This is a genomic window from Mesorhizobium sp. BE184 (assembly GCF_031457045.1).
Classification (GTDB): domain Bacteria; phylum Pseudomonadota; class Alphaproteobacteria; order Rhizobiales; family Rhizobiaceae; genus Mesorhizobium.
The window spans coordinates 259,327-283,385 of the sequence record NZ_JAVDVU010000001.1 but is presented as its reverse complement, the minus strand read 5'-3'; the positions used below and the strand labels follow the sequence as shown (position 1 = coordinate 283,385).

The following is a 24,059-nucleotide window of genomic DNA, read 5'->3' as shown; positions in this document are numbered from 1 at the left end:
CTAAAACTTTCGAAAACTATGAGCAAACCGGGGTTAACAAGATGTGACCTGAAACCGGTTGATGACGCAGTTTCACAAGATGTGATCGGTTCCATGCCGGACGGGTGGGCAAACGCGGTCCACCGCCAGTCGCGGCGGGCGGCGGAAACAGCGGTCGAACGGCAGGGATCAGGCCTTCTTGCGGCTCATGAAAGCCATCAACGCGGCGCGCGCCTCGTCGGAAGTGAGGCGTTCCCTGAAATGATCGGCCTCTTGCCTGATGCGGGCGACGAGCGCATCGGTCGGTCCACGCATCAGGTCGCGCGCGATCTTCATCGCCTGCGGCGGTTTGGCGGCGATGGTTTCGGCGGCCGCCAGCGTGGCGTTTTCAAGTTCCGCCTCCTCCACAACCTCATGGATCAGCCCCGCCGCCTTGGCCCTCTCGGCGGAAAACCCTTCGCCCAGCGCCAGCAGCGCGAAAGCCGCCTGCCGTCCCAATATCTGCGGCGCGATCAGGCTGGAGCCGGCTTCGGGAACGAGCCCGAGATCGACGAACGGCGTGCGAAACACGGTGCGCGGCGTGGCGAAGGTCAAATCGCAATGCAGGTTCAGCGTCGTGCCGATCCCGACCGCAATGCCGTCGACACCCGAAACCATCGGTTTTTGCGCGGTGGCAAGGCAGATCAGGAAATCCCACACCTCGCCGCCACCCTGCCCGCCGGTTGCCATGGTGATGAAATCGGCGATGTCGTTGCCGGCCGAAAAGGCGCCGGGCACGCCGAGGAAGACATGAGCACGCACGGAGCTGTCCGCATCGCCCTGCTTCAGTGCGGCGGACATTGCGGCATACATGGCGCTGGTGAGCGCGTTCTTCTTGTCGGGCCGGTTCATGCGGATGATCTGAACCGCGCCCCGGCGCTCGACGACTACATGATCGGTCACGATGGGTTTCCTTGTTGTGTTGCTAGGCCCAGACGAGCGCCCTGGCAGCGGCGGCGAGGCTTTCGCCTCCATCCACCACGCGTTCCCGGAGCGCGGCCGTTTCGCCGAGCAGGTTCTCAGCGAAAAACCGGCAGGGCGAAATGCGCTCTTCGGCTCCCTCGGCCAGCGCGCCGCGCGCCAGATACGCGCCGCCCGCCGCCAGCGAGAAAAGCCGCAGATAAGGCGTCGCGCCGGCCAGCGCTTCCTCGACACGGCCATCCACCAGCATGGCCTGCAAAACATGGGTGGCTTCGGTGAGATCGGCGAGAGCGCGGTCGAGGCGGTCGGCGGTCGCGCCAAAGCCGGCAAGATTTGATTCCCGCACGCCGGCAACAATCTCCAGCAACTCATCGATATAGGCGTGAACATGCTCGCCGCCGGCGAGCGAAAGCTTGCGGGTGACGAGGTCGATGGCCTGGATGCCGTTGGTGCCTTCATAAATCGGCGCGATGCGCGCATCGCGGTAGAGCGCCGCCGCTCCCGTCTCCTCGATGAACCCCATGCCGCCATGGATCTGCACGCCGAGCGACGAGACCTCGACGCCGACATCGGTGGGAAAAGCCTTGGCCAGCGGCGTCAGCAGATTGGCGCGCTCCTGCCAGTGCCGCGCTTCGTCGCCCTTGCGGGTCCGCGCCATGTCCATCGCATGGGCGCAGGAATAGGCGATGGCGCGGGCCGCCTGCGTCAGCGTCTTCATGGTCAGGAGATTGCGCTGCACATCCGGGTGATGGACGATGGGCGCCATGCCTTGGCCGGAATAGCCGGCGGCCTTGCCCTGGCGGCGCTCGTTCGCATAGGCCAGCGCCTTCTGATAGGCGGTCTCGGCGATGGCGACGCCCTGGATGCCGACGGCCAGCCGGGCATTGTTCATCATGGTGAACATGCAGGCCAGGCCCTTGTTCTCCTCGCCGATCAGCCAGCCGATGGCGCCCGGCGTCTGGCCCTGAAAGCCGTCGCCGTAGATCATGGTGCAGGTGGGCGAACCGTGGATGCCCAGCTTGTGCTCCAGCCCGGAACAGAACACGTCGTTGCGTTCTCCGAGGCTGCCATCGTCGCCGACGAGGAATTTCGGCACCAGGAACAGCGAGATGCCGCGCGTGCCGGCCGGCGCATCGGGCAGGCGCGCCAGCACCAGATGGACGATGTTGTCGGTGAAATCGTGCTCGCCATAGGTGATGAAGATCTTCTGGCCGAAGATGCGGTAGGTGCCGTCGCCCGCCGGTTCGGCGCGGGTGCGCAGGGCAGCCAGATCGGAGCCCGCCTGCGGCTCGGTCAGGTTCATCGTCCCCATCCATTCGCCGGAGACGAGTTTGCCCAGGTATTTTTCCTTGAGCGCATCCGACGCATGCTTGTCCAGCGCCTCGACCGCGCCCATGGTCAGCGTCGGGCCGATGCCGAACGCCATCGCCGCCGAGTTCCACATTTCCAGCACGGAAACCGCGACCATGGTGGGCAGCGCCTGGCCGCCATGCTCTTCCGGCGCGGAAAGCGAATTCCAGCCGCCGTCCATCCAGCGCCGGTAAAGCGCCTTCCAGCCCGGCGGCGTGGTCACCGCGCCGTCCTTGAGTTGCGCGCCGATCTCATCGCCGACCTTGTACAGAGGCGCGATCTCGTCGGTGGCGAAGCGTCCGGCCTCCTCCAGCACGGCATCGACGACATCCTCGCCGAGTTCGCCGAAAGCGCCTTTGTCGAGCGCCGGCTTCAGCCCGGCAACATGCTTGAGCGTAAACGCGATTTCGCCGACAGGTGCCCGATACATGCCGTTGTCCTCCCCGGATGGCCGTCGCGACACCATGCAGGGCGCACCGGCTACGTCACTTGCAATCTACTGCGTCTTCTTTTTACGTAAACGTCAAAGCTTGTCACGCGGATTTTGCGAGATCGTGCCTTTTGCGGATTGCGCGGCCGCACCAAGCCGCATGAGCAGCAACCGGCCGCCCATTTGCAAAACTCGACGCACACTCGTTGAATTTCATGATTGCCCTCACTCAATTGGGTGGGGGTACAGATGGTACAATGAATCCAGTGAGACGCGACGCGCTCAACCGCTCTTCGCTGCGCCGGCTTCCCGTTCCACCGCCCGCCAGCCGATATCGCGGCGGCAGAAGCCGTCCGGCCAGACGATGCGGTCGACGGCGGCATAGGCTTTCGCCTGCGCCTCCCTGACCGTGACGCCGATCGCCGTCACATTCAGCACCCTTCCGCCATTGGCAACGAGCGCACCACCATTGACGGCGGTGCCGGCCTGGAAGATTTGCGCTCCGTCGGCGGCGGCTTCGTCCAGACCACGGATGACGGAGCCTTTTTCCGGCGTGCCCGGATAGCCGCGCGCGGCCATCACCACCGTCAGCGCCGCCTCGTCAGACCAACGGGTGGACACATGCGCAAGCTGGCCGTCGGCAGCCGCGTTGAGCAGCACAAGCAGATCGTCCTTCAGCCGCATCATCAGCACCTGGCACTCGGGATCCCCGAAGCGGACATTGTATTCGATAAGTTTGGGGCCGGCATCGCCGATCATCAGCCCGACGAACAACACGCCGGAAAAGGGCATGTCCCGCTCCGCCATGCCACGCATGGTCGGCTCGACGATCTCGCGCATGGCGCGGTCGATCATCTCCGGCGTCATCACCGGGGCCGGAGAATAGGCGCCCATGCCGCCGGTATTCGGGCCGCTATCGCCATCGCCGACGCGCTTGTGGTCCTGGGCGGTGCCGAAAGGCAGCGCGGTAACGCCGTCGCACAGGCAGAAGAAGCTGGCCTCCTCGCCGGTCAGGAACTCCTCGATGACCACTTCCGCGCCAGCCGCGCCGAACGAGCCGTCGAAGCAGGCCTCGAGCGCTTTGGTCGCCTCGGCCACCGTCATCGCCACGGTGACGCCCTTGCCGGCGGCGAGACCGTCCGCCTTGACGACGATTGGCGCGCCTGTCCTGGCCAGATAGGCCTTGGCCTCCTCCAGATTGCCGAAGCGTCCATAGGCTCCGGTCGGTATGCCGTATTGCGCGCAGAAATCCTTGGTGAAACCCTTGGACCCTTCAAGCTGGGCGGCGGCTTTCGACGGCCCGAAAACGCGGATGCCGGCGGCGCGCAGCGCATCGGCAAGGCCGGCGACCAGCGGACCCTCGGGGCCGACGACGACCAGATCGATCTCCCGTTCCGTGCAGAAAGCCATCACCGCTTCGTGGTCTTCGATATTGAGCGGGACCAGATGGGCGCATTTGGCGATGCCGGGATTGCCGGGCGCGGCATATAGCGTCGTCAGCATCGGCGAGGCCGACAGCTTCCAGGCCAAAGAATGTTCGCGGCCGCCGGAACCGAGCAGAAGAACCTTCATTTGCGAATCCTCACCAATCCGTGTCTCGCGGCCTCTCCGCTATTGGCGATGGGACGGGAGGTCAAGGCAGGATGACGTACGGCAGCCCACATCGGCCCGGCTGGTCGCCGCGCCACCGTGTCGGCTTGACGACACGCAGAGCGCCTGCCACTTCCGTTCCATGGAAACAATCCAGTCGAAGGCTTCGCAGGGCCGGGTGTCGGATGCGCCCAGCGGACATTGGGTCTACCGGGTGCTGCCGCGCTGGCTGTGGCCCTATGCGCAGCTCGCCCGCTGGGACAGGCCCATCGGCTGGCAGCTTCTTCTGTGGCCCTGCTGGTGGTCGGCGGCGATGGCCGCCAGCGCCTATGCCCGCCCGGACGATCCGCTGCTTTCGCTGCTGCCGCAGCTATCGACGCTGGTGCTTTTCCTGCTCGGCGCGATCGCCATGCGGGGCGCCGGCTGCACCTATAACGACCTGGTCGACGAGGACATCGACGCCAAGGTCGAGCGCACCCGTTCGCGTCCCCTGCCTTCCGGGCAGGTCAGCCGGCGGCAGGCTTGGGTGTTTCTGCTGATCCAGGCATTTATCGGGTTTGCGGTCCTGCTGCAATTCAACAGCTTCGCCATCGGCCTCGGTATCTGCTCGCTGCTGGTTGTTGCCATCTATCCATTCATGAAGCGAATCACCAACTGGCCGCAACTCGTTCTGGGGTTTGCGTTTTCCTGGGGCGCGCTGATGGGATGGGCGGACGAGTTCGCCGACCTCGATGGCCCGGCAACGCTGCTCTATATCGGCTCGATCCTGTGGGTGATCGGCTACGACACGATCTATGCCCATCAGGACAAGGAAGACGACGCCATCGTCGGCGTTCGCTCGACGGCGCGGCTTTTCGGCGAAAATACCAAGCCTTGGCTGGCGGGGCTTTATGCGGGTGCGCTGATGTGCTTCGCGGTCGCCTTCGCCGCCGCGCAGGTTCCGGTCGTGGCGCTGGCCGGGCTGATCGCGGCCGGCGCGCATATGGCGCGGCAGATCATGACGCTCGATATCGACGATCCCGACCAGTGCCTGAGACTGTTCAAGTCGAACAATCAGGTCGGCTGGCTGATCTTTGCCGGATTGATCGGCGGCGCGGTATGGGTCGCGGTCAAGCCACTGTTGTGAGCGGCACCCTTTTACCCTCCCCCTGTGGGGAGGGTCGGCGAGCAATCGAAGCAAAGCGAAGATTGAGAGACGGGGTGGGGGTGCTCAGCAGAGTGCCGTCGGATCACCCCCACCCCGCGTCAAAAACCTCGCAAGCTCGGCTTTCTCCGCGACCCTCCCCACAAGGGGGAGGGTGCAGGTTATTCCACTTCCCGCGAAATAATCTCCTCGCCGTCGACGACGAGGCGCAGTCCGAGGTCGCCGGTGCGGCGGCGGGCGAGAAAGCGCGGACGGCGCGTGGTCGAGATGCGGCCCTTGCGGCGCTCCTGCGGCGGCAGCGCCTTGATCGCCGCGCCCAGCGATTCTTCCAGTGTGCGGGCGACGCCATCGGCCTCGATCAGCAACATGGGCAGGCGATAGGCATCGGCCCAGGCGCGCCAGTCGGCGGCGACGTCGTTGAGATCGTCGGCCACCAGCAGCGGCACCGACAGCATGGGATCGTTGTGGAGAAGCTCCAGCGTCACCGTGACACTGCCATATGGGTCTTCCATCGCCCGGGCCGCCACGCCGCGAAAGGCGCAGGCCGGCAAGGCGATCACCGCCGGCAAGCCGCTCATCTCCAGCAGGCGCTTAACCGTCGCGCCGCGATGGTCGATGGTGAAGGTCACATCGCCGAAGTCGTCGCGGGTCGCATAGCTTACTACTTGCGGCAGGCGGAATGGGTCGAGGCGCATGTTGCGTCCCGCCCAGACTGGCTTCAGTCCGGTGCTCATCGATTGCCTTCCTGTTTCTCCTGAGAGCCGGTGTTCCGGTCTCTCCGGACCGGTTTTCCCGGCCTCTTGAACAGGAAGGTAGCGCCGGCTCCTTACCGCCGCGCTTAAGAAAGTCAGTTAAATTTTGCTGATTCCGGCAGATGGTTATCGGAATCCCACCGGTGAAGATTCAGATAACCTTACCCGGATTCATGATGCCGGCAGGATCGAACGCCGCCTTGACGCGGCGCATCAGATCGAGGCCGACCGGCGGCGCGGTGGCCAGCAGTTCGTCACGCTTCAACTGGCCGATGCCGTGCTCGGCCGAGATCGAGCCGTTCATCGCCCGCACCACGTCATGCACGGCCTTGTTCATCGGCCTGTAGAGATCGAGGAAGGCCTTGTCGTCGCCGTCCGCCGGACGCGAGACGTTATAGTGGAGATTGCCGTCGCCCATGTGGCCGAAGCAGACGACGCGCGCGCCGGCGCTGACCGACTGCACCGCCTTTTCCGCTTCCGCGATGAAAGCGGGGATCGAGGCGACCGGCAACGAGATGTCATGCTTGATCGACGCGCCCTCCGGCTTCTGCGAATCCGACAGCATCTCGCGAAAGTTCCAGAAGGACGCTGCCTGCGCCAGGCTGGCGGCGATCACGGCGTCCCCCACATGCCCGGCTTCCAGGCCGGCGGCCAGAATATCCTCGATCAAAGCACGCGCATCCTCGGCCGAGCGGCCGGAGGAAATCTGCACCAGTGCGTACCACGGCCAGTCTTCCGACAGCGGCCGCGCGATGCCCTTGCCGTGCGCCATGGTGAAATCGTAGGGCCGCTTGCCGATCAGCTCGAACGCGGTCAGCGCCGCGCCGGCGCGGTCGGTCGCGAGACCGAACAGGGCGAACGCGGCCTCCGGCGATTCCAGCCCGACAAAGGCCACTTCATGGCCCTTCGGCTTGGGGAAAAGCTTCAGCACGGCGGCGGTGATGACGCCGAGCGTGCCTTCCGCGCCGACGAACAGGTTCTTCAAATCGTAGCCGGTATTGTCCTTCTTCAGCTTGCGCAGGTCGTCGAACACCTCGCCGGTCGGCAGCACGACCTCGACGCCGAGGCAGAGTTCGCGCGCATTGCCGTAGGACAACACGGCGGTGCCGCCGGCATTGGACGACAGATTGCCCCCGATCTGGCACGAGCCCTGCGAGGCCAGCGACAGCGGGAAAAGCCGGTCAACAGCATCGACGGCGTCGTGCAGCGATTGCAGGATCACACCCGCTTCCGCCGTGACGGTGTTCGACAGCACGTCGATTTCGCGGATGCGGTTCAGCCGCGACAGCGACAGCACGATCTCGCGGCCGGAAGCGTCCGGCGTCTGGCCGCCGACAAGGCCGGTATTGCCGCTCTGCGGCACGACGGGCGTGCCGGTTTCCGTCGCCAGCCGCATGATGCGGCTCACTTCCTCGACGCTGCCGGGACGCAGCACCAGCGAGGTCCGGCCGTGCCAGAGGCCGCGCCGCTCGGTGATGTAGGGCTCGATGTCGCCCTGGTCGTGAAGCGCGTATTTGTCGCCGACGATGGCGGCGAACCGCCGGGCCAACTCGGGTGACAGCGGTGAGGTCATTTCATCCATGACGAAAAACTAGGCCTCCTTGACCGTGTTGTCACGCGGGGCCGCCGCCCGCGCCAGCCGGTCGTTGATCGCCTCGCCAAGGCCCTGGAGAGGGATCGGTTCGACGGCAATGGTGGCCGCGCCGCCGCGGTCCAGTTCCTGCAGGAAGGCGAAGAGATTGGTGGCGGCTTCGCGCAGATCAGCCTGTTCGGACAGGTTTGTCACCGCGACAGCGTTCTGCCAGCCCGCCGCGCGGCTGGGGCCGAAGGCGAGCAGCGCCTCGCCGGGATGCACGTCGTCGACGTTCAGCCGGACGGCTGCGCCCGGCGCATAGTGCGACGCCATCATGCCCGGCGCCTCAATGCCGTGCGCGCCGCGCACGAGTTCTGTCCCAGCGGCGTCTTCCAGTTCTTCAGCCGATATGCCGCCCGGCCGCAGCAGGCGCAGACGCCCGTCCTCGACCTTGACGATGGTGGATTCCAGACCGACCGGCGTCTGGCCGCCATCGACCACAAGCGGGATTCTCGCCCCGAGATCGGCGGCGACCGCCGCGGCGGTCGTGGCGCTGATCCTGCCGGACGAATTGGCGCTCGGCGCGGCGAGCGGCCGGCCAAGGTGCGCGATCAATTCGCCGCCAAAACCCTTCGGCATCCGCAGCGCGATGGTGTCGAGACCGGCGGTGGTCAGCGGATGAATGCCGGAGCCTGCCTGCAGCGGCACAACCAATGTCAGCGGTCCCGGCCAGAATTTTTCCGCCAGCCGTTCCGAGAGGGAATCGAAGACGCCGATGCGGTTGGCCATCCTCATGTCGGCGACATGGGCGATCAGCGGATTGAAGCGCGGCCGGCCCTTGGCCTCGAAGATGCGCGCCACGGCCTCGCCATTGGTGGCATCGCCGGCCAGCCCGTAAACCGTCTCGGTGGGGATCGCCACGACCTCGCCGGCCGCGAGCAACGCCGCCGCCTGTTGCAGCGCCCGCCCGCTCGTAGCGGAAATGATCTCGGCCATCGTCTGGTCCTTTCAGCCGGGTGGCTATAACGGCCACGGCCCGGCGGCAAGGGCGCGGTGGCAAATTATCAATCACTAAAAGCCTATGCTTTGCCGCAAGCCGGCATCAATCCATGCGGCCTATGGTGGGAAGACAACAAGGGAGCCAGCCTCATGCGCCGGACAGGAACGGTCCTGCTGTCGTTCGCCGCGACGATCGCGCCAATGATTTCCGGCGCGCAGGCTTCTTCATTCGTGACGCCGGGGCCGGGCGCCGAGGCGACGCCGTCGATTGTCGCGATCGGCGGCCCGCCGCCCTCCCCGGCCGGCCGGCAAACGCCCGCCGCACCAGCACCGGATATTTCGGTCGCGCCAGCGCGCGCCGCGACCGCGCCCGATATCCAGACCCGGTCCGTTGTCGTGATGGGCGCGCCGGAGGTGAGCGACGAGAAGGTGGCGGCCATTCCGGACAAACGCGGCGGACCGCCGGGAGCCGGACCGCTTGTGATCCGCGCCGGTATCGTCGGCGGCGCATCATCGTCGAACCCGGCTGCGGCAATGTCTTCGGCTTCGGCGCCGGCCACCGCGCCTCAAGAGGCCAAGACGCCGCTGCCTCCGAATGGCGAGCAGGGGCCCAAGAACCTGCGCGAAGCCGTGGAGGCCACGCGCTGATGTCTCAGCCGGCGATCCTGGAGAAATCGGCGACCTGACCTGTGACGGCGCGGATGCGCGAAAGCAGCGCCAGCCGGTTGGCCCGCACCGCCGCGTCCTCGTCGTTTACGAGCACGCCTTCAAAGAATGAATCAACCGGTTCACGCAATGCGCTAAGGGCAAGCATGGCGGCGGAAAAGTCTTCATTCCGAATCGCTTGCGCGGCTTCGCTCTCGGCCTGATTCACCGCGGCGAGCAGGACTTTCTCGGCATTGTCGCGGAACAACGACGGATCGACGGCAGCGGCGACCGCCGTACCTTTCTTCTCCTCGGCGGCGAGGATGTTGGCGGCGCGCTTGGTTCCGGCGAGCAGGTTCCTGCCGTCCTCGGTGTCGAGGAATGAGCCCAGCGCGGTAACGCGGCGGACGATGGCGAGAAGGTCGTCGTTCTGGCGCCGACCCTCCCCCTTGTGGGGAGGGTCGGCGCGCAGCGGCGGGGTGGGGGTGCCGGACGTCTCCGTTGATTCACCCCCACCCGCGCCTATGGCGCGACCTCCCCACAAGGGGGAGGTAGGGACGCTGCCACTGGCCAGCACCGCGTCGATTAGATCGTGCCGCGCACCCTGGTCGCGCAGGTAGACTTTCAGGCGGTCGTGGAAGAAGGAGAGGAGATCAGTCGCCGCAGCGACAAAATCGTAGGGGATGGATTTTGAGGTGCGTTCACGTACTAGCAGATAAGCAATTTTTTGAGTTGTAGTGAGATCTCGCGTTTCTTTTTCGAAGAGCATGTCCTCAGTAAACCGCTGGATTGCTTGCTCGTCTGCAAAACGGTTGAGAAGAAAAACGGCCATTGGAAGCATGGCAGAATGGATTGCCGGAGACACCGATAACTTCACCCCATTCTCGACCAAAATCCTGATCACGCCCAACGCAGCCCGTCTCAGTGCATAGGGGTCCTTGCTGCCCGTTGGCTTCTCGTCGATGGCCCAGAAGCCCACCAGCGTATCCAGCTTGTCGGCGAGCGCCACGGCCACCGAAACCGGATCGGTCGGCACGCGGTCGGACGGACCCTGCGGCTTGTAATGCTCCTCGAGCGCGGCGGCGACGGAGGGCTGCTCGCCCTGTAGAGCAGCATATTTGCGGCCCATCGCGCCCTGCAATTCGGGAAACTCGCCGACCACTTCGGTCTGCAGATCGGCCTTGGCCAGCACCGCGGCACGGTCGGCCAGATCGGGATCGGCGCCGACGATGGGTGCCAGATCGCGCGCCAGCCGGCGGATGCGCTCGACCCGTTCGCCCTGCGTGCCGAGCTTGGCATGAAAGGTGACGCCCAGATGATCGAGCCGCGCCATGCGCTGGTCGAGCGGCTTCTTCAGGTCCAGATGGAACTTCGCCGCCGAGTCCTTCAACGCCGCGATGTCCGGCAGGTCCGACTGGTCGGTCTTCCAGAAATAGAGCGCATCAGAAAGCCGTGCGCGCACCACCTTGCCGTTGCCGTGGGCGATTTCGACGCCGCCATCGTTCGCCTCGATGTTGGCCGTGAGGAGGAAGCGGTTGGAGAGACGCCGTTCACCCTCCCCCTTGTGGGGAGGGTCGGCGCGCAGCGTCGGGGTGGAGGTGCTCGGCGCTTCCTCACCCCCACCCGCCCCTTCGGCGCGACCTTCCCACAAGGGGGAGATTGAAGGGTCGGCGCAGACAAAACACTTCTGGTTCGCACGGATCGTCAGACGAATGACCTCGGCGGGGATTTCGAGAAAATCCTTTTCGAACTCGCCCATCAGCACCACCGGCCATTCGACCAGCCCCGAGACCTCCTCCAGCAGCGCGTCATCCTCGACAAGATCGAGCCCATTGGCGAAGGCGATGTTGCGGGCGTCGGCGAGGATGATCTCCTTGCGGCGGTCGGCGTCGAGCACCACCTTGGCCGCCTGCAATTTGGCGTCATAGTCATCGAAGCGGCGCACAGTGATCGGGCCGGGCGCATGGAAACGATGACCGTAGGTGACGTTGCCGGCGCGGATGCCGTCGATTTCGAAATCGACAACCACAGGCTCCTCCGTCTCCGGGCTGAAGGTGCAGACGATGGATTGCAGCGGACGCACCCAGCGCAGCGCGCCGGGCCTTGCGGAAGCCTTGCCCCAGCGCATCGATTTCGGCCACGGGAAGCTGCGGATAACCGCCGGCATCAATTCGGCGATGACCTCTTCCGCCGCCCTGCCCGGCTTCGAGATATGGGCGACGTAGAAATCGCCCTTCTTCGGATCGGAATGGACATGCGCCTCGGCCACGGAAGCGAGGCCCGCCTTGCGCAGGAAGCCCTGGACCGCTTGTTCCGGCGCTTTCGTCGATGGCCCCTTGATCTCCTCGCGCACGTCGCTGGAGCGGGCGGTGACGCCGCGAATGTCGAGCGTCAGCCGGCGCGGCGTCCAGTATTCGCGCGCCGCCTCGTAGGTCAGCCCGGCCTCGACCAGACCGTCGGTGACGAGCTTCTTCAGGTCGCCGGCGGCCTTGCGCTGCATGCGCGCCGGAATTTCCTCGGATCGAAGTTCTAGAAGCAGGTCTGGCATGGGGGCTCGCGCGGTCGTTACGGGCGCGGCATAGCAACTCGGCTCGCCGCTGTCACCCTTTTGCCGGGCCGGACGAGCCGCGTCGTGGTTTGAAGAGAAGAAATTGCACGCCGTTTGTCGGGGCCGCGCCGCGCCGCGCGTCCTAGGGGCACAGATTCCAATGAACCGAACGCTGCGCTGAAGCGACCAACGCTCAGGCAGAGAGCTATTGGCTGAACGGCAATGAAAACGGCATCGACACTTCTTCAAATCCTCGCGCTGACCGCGTGCTTCGCGGCCCAGGCGCATGGCGCGTTCTCGATGCCGGGCGTACGCCGCGCGCTGCAGACCATGGGCAGCACGACCGTTTCGGTGACGGTGGCCACCATGACGGACCGCATGGAGGCTTGATCTCAGTTCAGGATGACCGGATTTCCCAGCAACGGCTGAAGCTCGCGCCATTCCTCACGATATCCCGGCTGCCACGGAAACGCGCCTGATCTGGTATCGGGATAGACCATCTGCAGCACGGGGAACGATTGGCGGTCGTAGAACCAGCTGGCCCATGTCGTGTATTTGCGGTCGCGATCCGGCGCATCGGCGGCGACCAATGTCACCGGATGTCCTTCGAGGAATTCATCGTAAAACCCGCCGGCTTGCAGTGTTTGGCCAGCCTTGGCCCGCTCCGCATAATCGTTGATGACGAAATGCGCGACTTGCCGGGGCAGGCTGAAGACGATCACTTCCGGCTTGCCGGTCAATTTGTAGATGCCGCTTGAATAGGCGAAGCCCGGACCTTCATCGTTTCCGAGGACAAACATCACATGCCAGCCATGGCGCTCGATGATGTCGAGGAATTGGCGCTCGCCATCGTCGGTCGGCACCGGCATGGTCAGGCCGCCAGGCCGCCCGCCTGGGTCAGCAGAAACGCTTCGCCGCAGGCCTTTGCAAGATTGCGCACGCGCAGGATGTAGCTCTGGCGTTCGGTCACCGAGATGACGCCGCGCGCGTCCAGGAGGTTGAAGACGTGGCTGGCCTTGATGCACTGGTCGTAGGCGGGAAACACCATGCGGTGCATCGGGCTGTTGGCGGTGGAAGGCGGTGCGCCGGCATCCAGCAGCGCCTTGCACTCGGCTTCCGCGTCCTCGAAATGGCGCAATAGCATGGCCGTGTTGGCGTGTTCGAAATTGTGCCGCGAATATTCCTGCTCGGCCTGCAGGAAGACCTCGCCATAGCTGACCCTGTCATCGCCGTCGCGACCGTTGAAATTCAAATCATAGACGTTGTCGACGCCCTGCACATACATGGCCAGACGCTCCAGCCCGTAGGTCAACTCGCCCGCCACCGGCGCGCATTCAATGCCGCAGACCTGCTGGAAATAGGTGAACTGCGAGACTTCCATGCCATCGCACCAGCATTCCCAGCCCAGTCCCCAGGCGCCGAGCGTCGGGCTTTCCCAGTCGTCCTCGACGAAGCGGATGTCATGCAGCAGCGGATCGATGCCGATCGCCTCGAGCGAGCCGAGATAAAGCTCCTGCAGGTTCGGCGGGTTGGGCTTCAGGATCACCTGGTACTGGTAATAGTGCTGCAGCCGGTTCGGGTTCTCGCCGTAGCGCCCGTCCTTGGGGCGGCGCGAAGGCTGCACATAGGCGGCGTTCCACGGCCGCGGTCCCAGCGCCCGCAGCGTCGTGGCGGGATGGAAGGTGCCGGCGCCGACTTCCATGTCATAGGGCTGGAGAATGACGCAACCATAGGCCGCCCAGTAATTGTGCAGCGTCAGGATCAGGCCCTGGAACGAGCGCTTGGGGTCCATGGGGTCGGGCTGGGTGGGGTTCACGGGCGGTCTCGGTGCAAATGAAAATGCCGCCCCTCGTAGAGGCGGCATTTTTTCACGTCAAGCTTGGGCGGCCGCATAGCATCCCCGGATGCGCGGCAAAAAGCCTACTGTACCTTGAGTTGGGCCTGCATGCCGGCCTCATAATGACCTTTGATATTGCAAAACACCAGATAGTTGCCCGCCTTGAGCGTGGCTTTCATTTCGCCGCTTGCACCCGGTTTCAGGTCGGAAACCTCTCCGAGGCTCCTGAGCTTTTTTTCGTCAACCCTGTGCCTGGCTTTGTTGAGCGGTATCGCCTCGTCGGCATTGGTCAACCGGACGAGGATCATCTCATGTTCCTCGGTCGCCGCGTCGTTCTTGACCTTGAACACGGCCGGGCCGGCGGCAACTGTCTGCTGGTCGAGCTTGAGGCTCATCGCGCCTCCGCCTTCGCCGTCCTCGACGACGTTTATGACCGTTGCAGCAAACACTGGCGACGCCAGAACTCCAAGGCCCACCATCAACGCGGAAGCGGCCATGCGATTTGCAGAAAACATCTAATCAATCCTTCTGGAAGGTTTGGGGCAGATAATTTACCCCCTACCCTTCCGCGAAGATTGGGTTCGCTTTGCGGCCTACGCGTGGCTGTTTCGAGACCGCGACAAAGGTCCGAAACAAAGCTGTCACCGGAGCCGGCTCGCCCGGCCAAAGTCAGGCCGCGCCAGAACCGGCCTCCCGATGCAGTCGCCCACGCGCTTCGGTTTCGGGCCGTCCTCAGCCTTTCGGCGTGGGTGTCGGCCCGGGCTTGGTCTTTGGTGTTTCCTGCGCGGTATTGGCTTCGATCGGCGACAGGCCCTTGAGCAGCTTCTGCTGCACGGAGGCGAGCACCGTCGGGTCCGGCTTGAGGTCGCGCGCATGGCTCCACTGGAAGGTGGCTTCCAGCTTGCGGCCGACGCGCCAGTAAGCGTCGCCGAGGTGATCGTTCAGCACCGGATCCTCCGGCTTCAGCGACACGGCGCGCTCCAACTCACGCACCGAATCCTCGAAGCGGCCGAGGCGGTAATAGGCCCAACCCAGCGAATCGACGATGTAGCCGTCGCTCGGGCGGAGATCGACCGCCTTCTGGATCATCGCCAGCGCTTCCTTGAGGTTGCTGTTCATGTCCACCCAGGAATAGCCCAGATAGTTCAGCACCTGCGGCTGATCGGGATAGAGCTCCAGCGCCTTGCGGAAATTCGGCTCGGCCTTTGGCCATTCCTTCAGCCGTTCATAGGCGATGCCGCGCTGGTAGAAGATGTTCCAGTCGGCCTTGTCGGGCGTCTTCAGGTATGAGGCGGCCTTGTCGTAGAGATCGGCGGCGGCGCGATAATCCTCCTTGGTGGAATAGACGCCGCCAAGCGCCAGATAGCCGCGCATGTCATCGGGATGCGCATCGACCAGCGCCTTCAGATGGCTGATCGCCTCGTCCTTGCGGTCGAGATCGGCAAGATTCAAGCCGAGCTGGAGGTCGGACACGGCCTTCAGCGGCGAGGAATCCGGAATGCGGCGGTAGAGCGAGATGGCCTTGTCGCCATCCTTCATCTCCTCGGCTACGCCGGCAAGCTGCACCAAGGCCGCGTCGCTATCCGGCCGCAGCGCCAGCGCATATTCGAGATAGAGCCGCACGAACGGCTCGCCGCCGCCGCGATTGAGCGCCGTGGCAAGGTCGAGCAGAATTTCCGAAGAGCCCTGCGCCGGCGTCGAAACCAGCGGCTCGACCGTCTCGCCCTTGGTGATCTTTTCGCGCAGGGCGATGATCTCCGGCTTGCCGGTGACGAAATTCTCGGCCTGGCTGATGACGGCCAGCGCCTTGTCCTTCTCGCCCTTGCGGGCAAGGAAACTGGCATAGGCCTCTGCGTTCCGAACCCAGGTTTCAGGCGCCGCGCCGCCCAGCGTGGTGTTGGCGAGGGTTTCGGAATAAATCTTGTCCGCCTTGTCCGAAAGGCCGGAGGCGTCGGCGATCAGGGCGCGATGGTAGTTCTTGAACAGTTCGAACCAGTCCGGCCCCTGCAGCTTGTCGACGAAGGCCATCGCGTCGGCGCCCTGCCCGGCTCCCTGACGCGCCCAGCCGGTCATGACGCCGGAGATCAGCTTGTCGAGATCGGATTCAAGCGAGAACTTCAGCCAGTATTCGGCCTTGGGATAGTCCTTCTTCTTCACCGCATCGACGGCGAGAGCCAGACGGGAGAAGCGCTCCACATCCGGCACTTCCTTCAGCTTGTCGGCATAGGCAAGCGATTCCTCGAAGCGACCCTGTGCGACGAGCGTCAGCATCAGGCTCTGCTGCAGGCTGACATCCTCGGGCGCGAAGGCAAGCGCCTGCTTGTAGTAGACGATGGCGTTGTCGAGGTCATTGTCTCGCTCAGCCGTGCGCGCCGCCAGGTAGGCGCCGGAAAACGAGGTGATCTCGATAGGTGCTTCGCCTTGCTTCGCCAGAACGGGCTGACTGGAAATCGCAATACCCGTCACCAGAGCCAGCCCCGAAAGCCAGCGAGCGCGTGTTAGCCGCATCGTATCCCTTTCTGCCCGGCGAGGCCCCGTGGGCCGGACCCGCCTTCGAATCCTTTATCGGGCCGAAGCATGGCCTTTTTGGGGTCGCGCTTCAACCGCGGCCCGGTTCACAATCCGGGCATCCCGCCGCCGAGGCAGGTCAGGCGGCGAGGCAGGATCGCTCCGGGTCAGGAAACGCGGCTGATGCAGAAGTCGATCACGTCGATCAGCGCCGCCTTCTGCGGCGTGCTTTCCAGCGGCGCCAGCGCGTCACGGGCGATCTCGCCGAAATGCCGGGCGCGGCCGATCGTGTCGGCGATGGCGCCGTGCCGCGTCATCAGGCCGATGGCCTTTTCCAGGCCGGCATCGTCGGCGGCGTTTTCCTCGATCGCCTTCTTCCAGAAACCGCGCTCGGCCGGCGTGCCGCGCCGGTAAGCCAGGATGACCGGCAGCGTCACCTTGCCCTCGCGGAAATCGTCGCCGACATTCTTGCCGAGGTCCGAGCTCGAGCCGCCATAATCGAGCGCATCGTCGATGAGCTGGAAGGCGAGACCGAGGTTCATGCCGTAGGAGCGCAGCGCGGCGCGGTCGGTACGCGAGGCGCCGGCGATCACCGGGCCAACCTCGGCGGCGGCCGAAAACAGCGCCGCTGTCTTCGCCTTGATGACGGCGAAATGCTCGTCCTCGGTGGTTTCGAGGTTCTTGGCGGCGGCGAGCTGCATCACCTCGCCCTCGGCGATGATGGACGCGGCGGTGGAGAGAATGTCCAGCGCGTCGAGCGAGCCGACATCGACCATCATGCGGAAGGCCTGGCCGAGCAGGAAATCGCCGACCAGCACGCTGGCCTGGTTGCCCCAGATCATGCGGGCCGTTTTCTTGCCCCGCCGCATCCCGCTTTCATCGACGACATCGTCGTGCAGCAGGGTGGCGGTGTGCATGAACTCGACGCTGGTGGCGAGCTTGACGTGGCTCTCGCCCGCGTAGCCGAACATCTGCGCCGCCGCCAGCGTCACCATAGGACGCAGGCGCTTGCCGCCCGAAGATATCAGATGGTTGGCGATCTCCGGGATCATCTCCACGTCGGAGCCCGCCTTCGACAGGATCAGCTCGTTGACGCGCGCCATGTCCTGCGCGGTCAGATCGACCAGCGCCTTTATGGTCGCGGCGTCGCGTTTTCCGCCTTCGATATTGAGAACCACACCCACAAAATTACTCCCGTCCTGATGCGTGACGGCACCCTGCCCGTCCTAGACTCTAGGCAAGGGGACTTTGGGCGGCAAGAGGCGAATTGGCGCGGCACGCCTGCCCGGGTACTGGCGGGCGTGCCCGCAAGCGTCTACATGTCCCGGACACAGGAAGTTCCGCCACGATGATCGAACTCATTCGCACCAATGACGCCGTCATCATTTCATTCGTGGAATCGCTGATGCGGGACGCCGGCATCGGCTTCCTCACCGCTGACCAGAACATGAGCGTGCTGGACGGGTCGATCGGCATCCTGCCGCGGCGCATCCTGGTGGAATCCGACCGCGCCGACGAGGCGCGCCGCATCGTCAGCGATGCCGGCATCGCCCACGAGCTGCGCAAGACATGAGCGTCGGCGCGCAATCCCTGCCGGATACGCCGGCCCATACGGTCGATGCCTTCCATCGCGGCCGCTTCTGGCTGGTGCAGCCGCAGAAATCCGGCCACCGCGCCGGCATGGACGCCATGATGCTGGCGGCTTCGGTGCCGGCCTCTTTCACCGGAACTCTGGCCGATTTCGGCGCCGGCGCCGGAGCGGCCGGCCTTGCGGTACTGTCGCGCTGCAAGAATTCGACGGCCATTCTGGTCGAGCGCGCGCCCGAGATGAAGGCCTTCTGCGAGGCGACACTGGCGCACCCCGCCAACCAGCATCTGGCGGACAGGGCTTCGATCCTGGAGGCCGACGTGACGCTTGCCGGGCGGGCGCGCGAAGCGTCGGGGCTGCGCGACAATTCCGTCGATTTCGCCATCATGAACCCGCCCTTCAACGCCAGCGAAGACAGGGCTACGCCCGACGACTTGAAGCGGCAGGCGCATGTGATGGAAATCGGGTTGTTCGAAGCCTGGATCCGCAGCGCCGCCGCCGTGGTGCGGCCGCGCGGCGGGTTGGCGGTCATCGCCCGTCCGGAATCGCTGCGCGCCATTCTCGACGCCATCGACGGCCGTTTCGGCAATGCGGAATTGCTCGCCGTCCACCCGAGGGCCGACGCGGCGGCGATCCGCATCGTGGTCCGCGCCGTGCGCGGCGCGCGGGGAAAGCTTTCGCTGCGGCCGCCGCTGGTGCTTCATGAGAACGGCAGCGACCGGTTCCGCGCCGATGCCGACGCCATCAACAACGGCTTTGCAACGCTTTTCGGCGATTGACGTCGGCGCGGCATTGCCGTTCCGCTGCGAATTCCTACATGCAATTTCACCTCACAGGAAAAAACCGCTTGCGCCGCTTCCTCAATCGCCTGCTCCCGAAATCCTGGCGTTCCAGCGTCATCACCATTCCCGTCATCCGGCTGCAAGGCGCCATCATGAGCGGCGGCAGCCAGTTGCGGCCCGCCCTTTCGCTGGCCAGCACCGCCGGCCTGATCGAAAAGGCCTTCGCCTTCGAGGCACCCGCCGTCGCCATCTCGATCAATTCGCCGGGCGGCTCGCCAGTGCAGTCGCGGCTGATCTACAAGCGCATCCGCGACCTGGCGGTCGAAAAGAACAAGCGCGTGCTTGTGTTCGTCGAGGACGTCGCCGCTTCCGGCGGCTACATGATCGCGGTGGCCGGCGACGAGATCATCGCCGACCCATCCTCCATCGTCGGTTCGATCGGCGTGGTGTCGGCCTCGTTCGGTTTTCCGGAACTGATGAAGAAGATCGGCGTCGAGCGGCGCGTCCATACCGCCGGCAACAACAAGTCCGTGCTCGACCCGTTCAAGCCGGAAAAGAAGGAAGACATCGAGCGGCTGAAAGCGCTGCAGCTCGAGGTGCACGAGACGTTCATCGACCTGGTCAAGGAAAGGCGCGGCGCCAGGCTGAAGGACGATCCGGACCTGTTCACCGGCCTGTTCTGGACCGGCAAGAAGGGTCTGGAACTCGGCCTCGTCGATGCGCTCGGCGACATGCGCGGCGTGATCAAGAGCCGGTATGGCGCCAAGACCCAGCTCAAACTCGTTGCCGCGCCGCGCGGCTTCCTTGGCCGCTTCGGCCTGTTCGGATCGAATGCGGGAGGTCCCGCGGCAGATATCGCGGCAGCGGCGGCGGGCGGCTTGGCCGATGTGGCGGAAGAACGCGCCCTGTGGGGACGATACGGCCTTTGAAAAGTCGCACGAAGCGTCTACCATGATCGCCTACCGACCTGATCGGCCACCCCCGACCGGCCACCCAAGGATGCCCTGAGGGAGGAGTTTTGACATGCAGCTCATTTTCTTCGCCGCCGTTGGCATCGCCGCTTATGTGGGCTACCGCTCGTTCATCCGCGAAGCCGAGCGCGTGACCGCCAAGGTGCGCCGCGCCGAGAAGCAGAACGCCACCGGGGCGAACGGCACGCTGGTCAAGGACCCGAAGACAGGCGAATACCGCCTCGCCAAGGACTGATCCTTTCCGGTGGACAGCGCCGTTTCGCCTCTGACGGGCCTCGCGCCGGCCAAGATCAATCTCGCTCTTCATGTCACCGGCAGGCTCGCCGACGGCTATCATTCGCTCGAAAGCCTGGTGGTGTTTACGCGTTTCGGCGACCGTCTTGGCGCATCGTCTTCCGAAGAGGACAAGGTCGGGATATCCGGACGCTACGGCCCGCAACTCGCCGATGACGAGAACAACCTGATTGTGAAGGCGCGCGATGCGTTGCGCCGCCAAGCCGGCTCCGACAAGGCGCCGCCCGTGCATATCACCCTGGAAAAGAACCTGCCCATCGCATCCGGGATCGGAGGCGGCTCCAGCGACGCGGCGGCGGTATTGCGAATGCTGGGGCAAGGCTGGGGCATCGAGTCTGGCCTCCTGGGCGAGGTCGCCCGCTCGCTCGGCGCCGACGTGCCGATGTGCATGGAAGCTCGACCGCTGGTTGCCCGCGGCATCGGGCAGGATACAGCCTCGGTGCAAGGCTTTCCGCAGTTGGCCCTTGTGCTGGTCAATCCGGGCGTCGCGGTCTCGACACCCGATGTGTTCGCGGCGCTGAAGCAGCGCGAAAACCCGGGCCTGCCGCCGCTGCCGAAGCAATTCGATTTCCATTCGCTGCGGAATTGGCTGGACACCACGCGCAACGACCTGGAAACACCGGCGCGCGAGCTCGAACCCGGAATCGGCAAGGTGCTGAAGACCCTGGACAAGGCAGGATCGGCCTTTTCCCGCATGTCCGGCTCGGGCGCGACCTGCTTCGGCCTCTTCGAAACCAACAATATGGCCAAGCGCGCCGCCGCCGAAATCCGCAGCCGGCAGCCGGACTGGTTCGTCGCCGCCACCCGCAGCATCGCATCGGAAGATCAGGATCATGGCCAGGACTGACGAGACGCGCGCTTTCATACCGGTTGGCATCGCTGTGCTGACCGTTTCGGACACACGCGGCCTGGCCGATGACAAATCCGGGCAGGTGCTGGCAGACCGTATCGTGGAAGCCGGACATGTGCTGGCGGCGCGCGACATCGTGACGGACGACAAGGACAAGATCCGCGACAAGGTGCTCGGCTGGTCGAAAGACGATGGCATCGACGTCGTCATCACCACCGGCGGCACCGGCTTCACCGGCCGCGACGTGACGCCGGAGGCGCTGGAGCCGATCTTCGAAAAGCGCATGGACGGCTTCTCGGAAGTCTTCCACCGCATCTCCTACGACAAGATCGGCACGGCGACGATCCAGAGCCGCACCACCGGCGGCGTCGTCAACGCGACCTTCGTGTTCGTGCTGCCGGGTTCGCCCGGCGCCTGCAAGGACGCCTGGGACGGCATCCTCAAAGCGCAGCTCGACTACCGGCACATGCCGTGCAATTTCGTGGAGATCATGCCCCGGCTGGACGAGCACCTGCGGCGTGGCAAGAGCTAGGTTCGCTCAGGGCCTGCGGTACGCCGTCGGCGGCCCGTAGAGATAGCCGATGCGGGTGATGGCCGGCTTCAGTTCCTCGACGCTCACCATCATGGTGTGGCCGCTGGCGTGGATGATGCGCGTCGCATCCAGCATGATCGCGACATGGCCTTTCCAGAACACCAGGTCGCCGCGACGCAGGCCTGCAAGGTCGGCGCCGGGGTCGAGCAGTTCGCCGATGCTCTTCTCCTGCATGTCGGAATCGCGCAGCACGCCGCGCCCGGTCATGCGCATGGCGAGCTGGACCAGCGCCGAGCAGTCGATACCGAAACCGGACGACCCGCCCCACAGATAGGGCGTGCCGAGGAACATCTCGGCGACCGTCACATAATCCTGCGACAGCTCGGCAATGGGCCGGACATGGCGGGCGATCACCGCTTCGCCGGACGGCAGCAGCGCATAGTGCGTGCCGCGCGTCTCGGCGCTTCCGGCTATCGTCACCGCCGATCCCATGGAGAGTTCGCCGCTGCGCGGGAAGCGCAGGTCGGCACCGGGATAAACGAAGGTCCGTGCCACCGAAATGACATGCGTCGCCGCGGGTTCAAGCCCTGCGATGCTGGTGTCCGGCACGTAGCCGACATAGCCGTCCTGCTCGCCCTGCACCCAGGCCCAGCCATCGGCCTCCTCGAAAACACGCACCTCTTCGCCATAAAGGAATTGCGTGTTGACGCCGGCGTCGGGCCGCGGCGCCTTGCGCACGTCAACGACCGAAACGCCGATGCGGGCCGGGCGGCCGGCGACGAAACGCTCGGCTGTCACCTCGCCCTGCAGGCGGGCATCGGCGAGGTCGGCGCGAAAGGCATGAAGGCGGGCGTCACGCAGGGTCACAGGCAGCATCCGGGCGGTGGGGTCAGATCGGCAGTTCGAGCGCCTTGGCGATGATAGCATCGCCGAAACGCTCGACATAGAGCGCGCCGGCAACCGTGCGCTTGACGAGCACGTTGCGCTTGTCAAGCTCGTCGCGATGGCGCGACACCAGCTTCAATGCGCCCATCGTGTCCAGCGCCCGGGTGATGACCGGCTTGGTGACGTTGAGCCGCGTCGCCAGTCCCCTGATGGTATGCGGCGGCGGGTCGAGATAGATGGTCAGAAGAATGGCCATCTGGCGCATGGTGAGGTCGGGCGCGTCGTCGCGCACCTCCGACAGCATCACCTGCTGCCACAGTCGCAAGGCCTGACTCGGGCGCAACAAAATAGCCATGCGCCATCATGGCAGGGAAACGTTTCGGTTCCGTTTCAGTCTGGTCAGCCGAACCGTGCCGCGATAACGCGCTCCAGCGCACGGATGCACTGCGCCTCGCCCCCGACCGGGCAATGCGGTCGCTCGGATGGATTCCAGGCGAAGATGTCGAAATGCGCCCAGGCGGATGTCTTCTCCACGAAGCGGCGCAGGAACAGCGCGGCGACGATCGAGCCGGCGTGGCCGTCCGAGGTGACGTTGTTGATGTCGGCGATCCGGGACGACAGCTTCGCATCATAGGCGTCCCACAGCGGCATGCGCCACATCGGGTCCTCGGCCGCGGTCGCCGCGGCTGCGACCTCGGCCGCCAGCGCATCGTCGCCCGTGTAGAATGGCGGGACGTCTGGTCCCAGCGCGACCCGCGCCGCGCCTGTCAGCGTCGCCATGTCGATCAGCAGTTGCGGCTCGTCGTCGTCGGCAAACGCCAGCGCGTCGGCCAGCACCAGCCGCCCCTCGGCATCGGTGTTGCCGATCTCGACGGTGATGCCCTTGCGGCTCGGCAGCACATCGCCGGGGCGGAAGGCGTCGCCGGCGATGGCGTTCTCGACCGCCGGGATCAGCACCCGCAGCCGGACCTTCAGCTTGGCCGCCATGATCATCGAGGCCAGCCCCAGAACGTTGGCGGCGCCGCCCATGTCCTTCTTCATCAAAAGCATGCCGCTCGCCGGCTTGATGTCGAGGCCGCCGGTGTCGAAGCACACACCCTTGCCGACCAGCGTCACCTTCGGCGCATTCTTCGCCCCCCAGGTGAGATCGATGAGACGCGGCGCCTGCGGCGAGGCGCGGCCGACCGCATGGATCATGGGGAAATTCCTGGCCAGAAGCGCGTCGCCCTTGATGACGGAAACGCTGGCCTTGTGCGTCTTCGCCAGCGCCCGCACCGCTTTTTCCAGTTCGTCCGGCCCCATGTCGTTGGTCGGCGTGTTAACGAGATCGCGGGTCAGGAAAACACCGTCCGTCACGCGGCGCACGCTCGCCGCATCGACGCCGGCGGGTACGGCGAAACGCAACGCCTTGCCGGGCTTGCGGCCGTAACGGGTGAAGACGTAGCTGCCCAGCACCAGTCCCTGCAGCGCCAGGTGCGGCTCCGCCAGATCGCTGGCGAAGCGCCAGCCCCCTTCCGGCAGCGCCTTGGCCAAGGCGCCGAAGCCGAGCGGATTTCCGCCATTGCCGATGCCGAACAGCGCGCCGGCAATCGATCCGTCCGCGCCGGGAAGAACAAGCGTCCTGCCCGACTCGCCGGAAAAGCCGTTGGCGTTCGCCCAGACCAGTTGTTGAGGCGACAGGTCCGCCGCTTCCAGGCCGTTCTTGCCGATCAAATAGACAGGCAGCGTTTCACCAGGCTTTTCGGCAAGCTCGACAGGCATTGGTTTGTCGCTTCGGCTGGAGGATTTCGCCTTCCGTAGTGCCGGGAAACGGCAACGACGTCAATTCGCACGGCATCCCAT

General features: G+C 65.1%; 24 protein-coding genes. 9 read left to right on the top strand and 15 right to left on the bottom strand.

The window, feature by feature from the left end; genetic code table 11:
• Positions 1–168 precede the first annotated feature (168 nt).
• From J2X35_RS01340 to purD, 3 genes are all read right to left on the bottom strand, one after another.
• A complete protein-coding gene (locus J2X35_RS01340) occupies positions 169–921 on the bottom strand; it encodes a crotonase/enoyl-CoA hydratase family protein (RefSeq protein ID WP_056107669.1) in 753 nt (250 codons plus the stop codon).
• 22 nt (positions 922–943) lie between these two features.
• Positions 944–2,719, bottom strand: a complete 1,776-nt coding sequence (locus J2X35_RS01335) for an acyl-CoA dehydrogenase (RefSeq protein ID WP_310180441.1) — start codon at positions 2,717–2,719, stop codon at positions 944–946.
• A gap of 282 nt (positions 2,720–3,001) precedes the next feature.
• On the bottom strand, positions 3,002–4,291 hold the full coding sequence (purD, locus tag J2X35_RS01330) for a phosphoribosylamine--glycine ligase (RefSeq protein WP_310180440.1): 1,290 nt from the start codon (positions 4,289–4,291) through the stop codon (positions 3,002–3,004).
• A gap of 160 nt (positions 4,292–4,451) precedes the next feature.
• Between purD and ubiA the strand changes: the two genes are divergently transcribed.
• Positions 4,452–5,435 (top strand): 4-hydroxybenzoate octaprenyltransferase, encoded by a 984-nt coding sequence (gene ubiA / locus J2X35_RS01325; RefSeq protein ID WP_310180439.1) that lies wholly within the window; start codon positions 4,452–4,454, stop codon positions 5,433–5,435.
• Positions 5,436–5,614: 179 nt separating this feature from the next.
• Here the strand turns inward: ubiA and J2X35_RS01320 are convergent, their stop codons facing one another.
• The 3 genes from J2X35_RS01320 to J2X35_RS01310 all read right to left on the bottom strand — a co-directional run bounded on the left by J2X35_RS01320 (position 5,615) and on the right by J2X35_RS01310 (position 8,774).
• Positions 5,615–6,187: a DUF6101 family protein gene (locus J2X35_RS01320; RefSeq protein WP_056107659.1), complete on the bottom strand. Its 573-nt coding sequence runs from the start codon at positions 6,185–6,187 to the stop codon at positions 5,615–5,617.
• 169 nt (positions 6,188–6,356) lie between these two features.
• Positions 6,357–7,787: an FAD-binding oxidoreductase gene (locus J2X35_RS01315; RefSeq protein ID WP_310180438.1), complete on the bottom strand. Its 1,431-nt coding sequence runs from the start codon at positions 7,785–7,787 to the stop codon at positions 6,357–6,359.
• 9 nt (positions 7,788–7,796) lie between these two features.
• Complete coding sequence (locus J2X35_RS01310) at positions 7,797–8,774, bottom strand: L-threonylcarbamoyladenylate synthase (protein ID WP_310180437.1); 978 nt, start codon at positions 8,772–8,774, stop codon at positions 7,797–7,799.
• Between the two features lie 153 nt (positions 8,775–8,927).
• On the opposite strand from J2X35_RS01310, the gene J2X35_RS01305 reads away from it, so the two are divergent.
• Positions 8,928–9,425 (top strand): hypothetical protein, encoded by a 498-nt coding sequence (locus tag J2X35_RS01305; RefSeq protein ID WP_310180436.1) that lies wholly within the window; start codon positions 8,928–8,930, stop codon positions 9,423–9,425.
• A gap of 4 nt (positions 9,426–9,429) precedes the next feature.
• On the opposite strand, the gene J2X35_RS01300 is transcribed toward J2X35_RS01305, so the two are convergent.
• The gene (locus J2X35_RS01300) at positions 9,430–11,970 is read right to left on the bottom strand and encodes a glycine--tRNA ligase subunit beta (protein WP_310180435.1); all 2,541 of its coding nucleotides are present in this window, start codon (positions 11,968–11,970) and stop codon (positions 9,430–9,432) included.
• Positions 11,971–12,192: 222 nt separating this feature from the next.
• Here J2X35_RS01300 and J2X35_RS01295 point away from each other — a divergent pair, with 222 nt between their 5' ends.
• The gene (locus tag J2X35_RS01295) at positions 12,193–12,360 is read left to right on the top strand and encodes a hypothetical protein (protein WP_310180434.1); all 168 of its coding nucleotides are present in this window, start codon (positions 12,193–12,195) and stop codon (positions 12,358–12,360) included.
• Positions 12,361–12,362: 2 nt separating this feature from the next.
• On the opposite strand, the gene J2X35_RS01290 is transcribed toward J2X35_RS01295, so the two are convergent.
• From J2X35_RS01290 to J2X35_RS01270, 5 genes are all read right to left on the bottom strand, one after another.
• Complete coding sequence (locus J2X35_RS01290) at positions 12,363–12,839, bottom strand: DUF4262 domain-containing protein (RefSeq protein WP_310180433.1); 477 nt, start codon at positions 12,837–12,839, stop codon at positions 12,363–12,365.
• Positions 12,840–12,841: 2 nt separating this feature from the next.
• Positions 12,842–13,762 carry a glycine--tRNA ligase subunit alpha gene (locus J2X35_RS01285; RefSeq protein ID WP_056107641.1) on the bottom strand — a complete coding sequence of 307 codons (921 nt, stop codon included), beginning with the start codon at positions 13,760–13,762 and terminating at the stop codon, positions 12,842–12,844.
• Positions 13,763–13,890: 128 nt separating this feature from the next.
• Complete coding sequence (locus J2X35_RS01280; protein WP_056107639.1) at positions 13,891–14,304, bottom strand: plastocyanin/azurin family copper-binding protein; 414 nt, start codon at positions 14,302–14,304, stop codon at positions 13,891–13,893.
• Between the two features lie 235 nt (positions 14,305–14,539).
• On the bottom strand, positions 14,540–16,315 hold the full coding sequence (locus tag J2X35_RS01275) for a tetratricopeptide repeat protein (RefSeq protein ID WP_056107635.1): 1,776 nt from the start codon (positions 16,313–16,315) through the stop codon (positions 14,540–14,542).
• Between the two features lie 167 nt (positions 16,316–16,482).
• Positions 16,483–17,499: a polyprenyl synthetase family protein gene (locus tag J2X35_RS01270; protein WP_056107632.1), complete on the bottom strand. Its 1,017-nt coding sequence runs from the start codon at positions 17,497–17,499 to the stop codon at positions 16,483–16,485.
• A 164-nt stretch (positions 17,500–17,663) separates the two neighbouring features.
• Between J2X35_RS01270 and J2X35_RS01265 the strand changes: the two genes are divergently transcribed.
• The 6 genes from J2X35_RS01265 (at position 17,664) to moaB (ending at position 21,332) form a co-directional block, all read left to right on the top strand.
• Positions 17,664–17,888 (top strand): DUF2007 domain-containing protein, encoded by a 225-nt coding sequence (locus J2X35_RS01265; protein ID WP_310180432.1) that lies wholly within the window; start codon positions 17,664–17,666, stop codon positions 17,886–17,888.
• Entirely contained in the window at positions 17,885–18,682 is a 798-nt protein-coding gene (locus tag J2X35_RS01260; RefSeq protein ID WP_056107628.1) for a tRNA1(Val) (adenine(37)-N6)-methyltransferase, read from the top strand. The genes J2X35_RS01265 and J2X35_RS01260 overlap by 4 nt, the downstream gene beginning before the upstream one ends.
• 68 nt (positions 18,683–18,750) lie before the next feature.
• A complete protein-coding gene (locus J2X35_RS01255; protein WP_310180428.1) occupies positions 18,751–19,614 on the top strand; it encodes a S49 family peptidase in 864 nt (287 codons plus the stop codon).
• A gap of 94 nt (positions 19,615–19,708) precedes the next feature.
• Positions 19,709–19,891, top strand: coding sequence for a hypothetical protein (locus tag J2X35_RS01250; RefSeq protein ID WP_056107626.1), 183 nt, complete (start codon positions 19,709–19,711; stop codon positions 19,889–19,891).
• Positions 19,892–19,900: 9 nt separating this feature from the next.
• The gene (locus J2X35_RS01245; RefSeq protein WP_056107621.1) at positions 19,901–20,797 is read left to right on the top strand and encodes a 4-(cytidine 5'-diphospho)-2-C-methyl-D-erythritol kinase; all 897 of its coding nucleotides are present in this window, start codon (positions 19,901–19,903) and stop codon (positions 20,795–20,797) included.
• Positions 20,784–21,332: a molybdenum cofactor biosynthesis protein B gene (gene moaB / locus J2X35_RS01240; protein ID WP_310180426.1), complete on the top strand. Its 549-nt coding sequence runs from the start codon at positions 20,784–20,786 to the stop codon at positions 21,330–21,332. The genes J2X35_RS01245 and moaB overlap by 14 nt, the downstream gene beginning before the upstream one ends.
• 6 nt (positions 21,333–21,338) lie before the next feature.
• On the opposite strand, the gene J2X35_RS01235 is transcribed toward moaB, so the two are convergent.
• The 3 genes from J2X35_RS01235 to J2X35_RS01225 are packed head-to-tail and all read right to left on the bottom strand — an operon-like array spanning position 21,339 to position 23,978.
• The gene (locus J2X35_RS01235; RefSeq protein ID WP_310180425.1) at positions 21,339–22,199 is read right to left on the bottom strand and encodes an NlpC/P60 family protein; all 861 of its coding nucleotides are present in this window, start codon (positions 22,197–22,199) and stop codon (positions 21,339–21,341) included.
• Between the two features lie 22 nt (positions 22,200–22,221).
• Positions 22,222–22,572: a MarR family winged helix-turn-helix transcriptional regulator gene (locus J2X35_RS01230; protein ID WP_056107617.1), complete on the bottom strand. Its 351-nt coding sequence runs from the start codon at positions 22,570–22,572 to the stop codon at positions 22,222–22,224.
• Positions 22,573–22,616: 44 nt separating this feature from the next.
• Positions 22,617–23,978 (bottom strand): M17 family metallopeptidase, encoded by a 1,362-nt coding sequence (locus J2X35_RS01225; protein ID WP_310180424.1) that lies wholly within the window; start codon positions 23,976–23,978, stop codon positions 22,617–22,619.
• Positions 23,979–24,059: the final 81 nt, after the last annotated feature.

Bases quoted from the DNA above. Each gene is read 5' to 3' on its own strand.
- J2X35_RS01225 (WP_310180424.1), bottom strand. From the start codon at position 23,978: ATGCCTGTCGAGCTTGCCGAAAAGCCTGGTGAAACGCTGCCTGTCTAT.
- J2X35_RS01295 (WP_310180434.1), top strand. From the start codon at position 12,193: ATGAAAACGGCATCGACACTTCTTCAAATCCTCGCGCTGACCGCGTGC.
- J2X35_RS01285 (WP_056107641.1), bottom strand. From the start codon at position 13,762: ATGGACCCCAAGCGCTCGTTCCAGGGCCTGATCCTGACGCTGCACAAT.
- J2X35_RS01335 (WP_310180441.1), bottom strand. From the start codon at position 2,719: ATGTATCGGGCACCTGTCGGCGAAATCGCGTTTACGCTCAAGCATGTT.
- J2X35_RS01320 (WP_056107659.1), bottom strand. From the start codon at position 6,187: ATGAGCACCGGACTGAAGCCAGTCTGGGCGGGACGCAACATGCGCCTC.
- J2X35_RS01290 (WP_310180433.1), bottom strand. From the start codon at position 12,839: ATGCCGGTGCCGACCGACGATGGCGAGCGCCAATTCCTCGACATCATC.
- J2X35_RS01280 (WP_056107639.1), bottom strand. From the start codon at position 14,304: ATGGCCGCTTCCGCGTTGATGGTGGGCCTTGGAGTTCTGGCGTCGCCA.
- J2X35_RS01250 (WP_056107626.1), top strand. From the start codon at position 19,709: ATGCAGCTCATTTTCTTCGCCGCCGTTGGCATCGCCGCTTATGTGGGC.
- ubiA (WP_310180439.1), top strand. From the start codon at position 4,452: ATGGAAACAATCCAGTCGAAGGCTTCGCAGGGCCGGGTGTCGGATGCG.
- J2X35_RS01275 (WP_056107635.1), bottom strand. From the start codon at position 16,315: ATGCGGCTAACACGCGCTCGCTGGCTTTCGGGGCTGGCTCTGGTGACG.
- J2X35_RS01300 (WP_310180435.1), bottom strand. From the start codon at position 11,970: ATGCCAGACCTGCTTCTAGAACTTCGATCCGAGGAAATTCCGGCGCGC.
- J2X35_RS01260 (WP_056107628.1), top strand. From the start codon at position 17,885: ATGAGCGTCGGCGCGCAATCCCTGCCGGATACGCCGGCCCATACGGTC.
- J2X35_RS01265 (WP_310180432.1), top strand. From the start codon at position 17,664: ATGATCGAACTCATTCGCACCAATGACGCCGTCATCATTTCATTCGTG.
- moaB (WP_310180426.1), top strand. From the start codon at position 20,784: ATGGCCAGGACTGACGAGACGCGCGCTTTCATACCGGTTGGCATCGCT.
- J2X35_RS01305 (WP_310180436.1), top strand. From the start codon at position 8,928: ATGCGCCGGACAGGAACGGTCCTGCTGTCGTTCGCCGCGACGATCGCG.
- purD (WP_310180440.1), bottom strand. From the start codon at position 4,291: ATGAAGGTTCTTCTGCTCGGTTCCGGCGGCCGCGAACATTCTTTGGCC.
- J2X35_RS01315 (WP_310180438.1), bottom strand. From the start codon at position 7,787: ATGGATGAAATGACCTCACCGCTGTCACCCGAGTTGGCCCGGCGGTTC.
- J2X35_RS01230 (WP_056107617.1), bottom strand. From the start codon at position 22,572: ATGGCTATTTTGTTGCGCCCGAGTCAGGCCTTGCGACTGTGGCAGCAG.
- J2X35_RS01310 (WP_310180437.1), bottom strand. From the start codon at position 8,774: ATGGCCGAGATCATTTCCGCTACGAGCGGGCGGGCGCTGCAACAGGCG.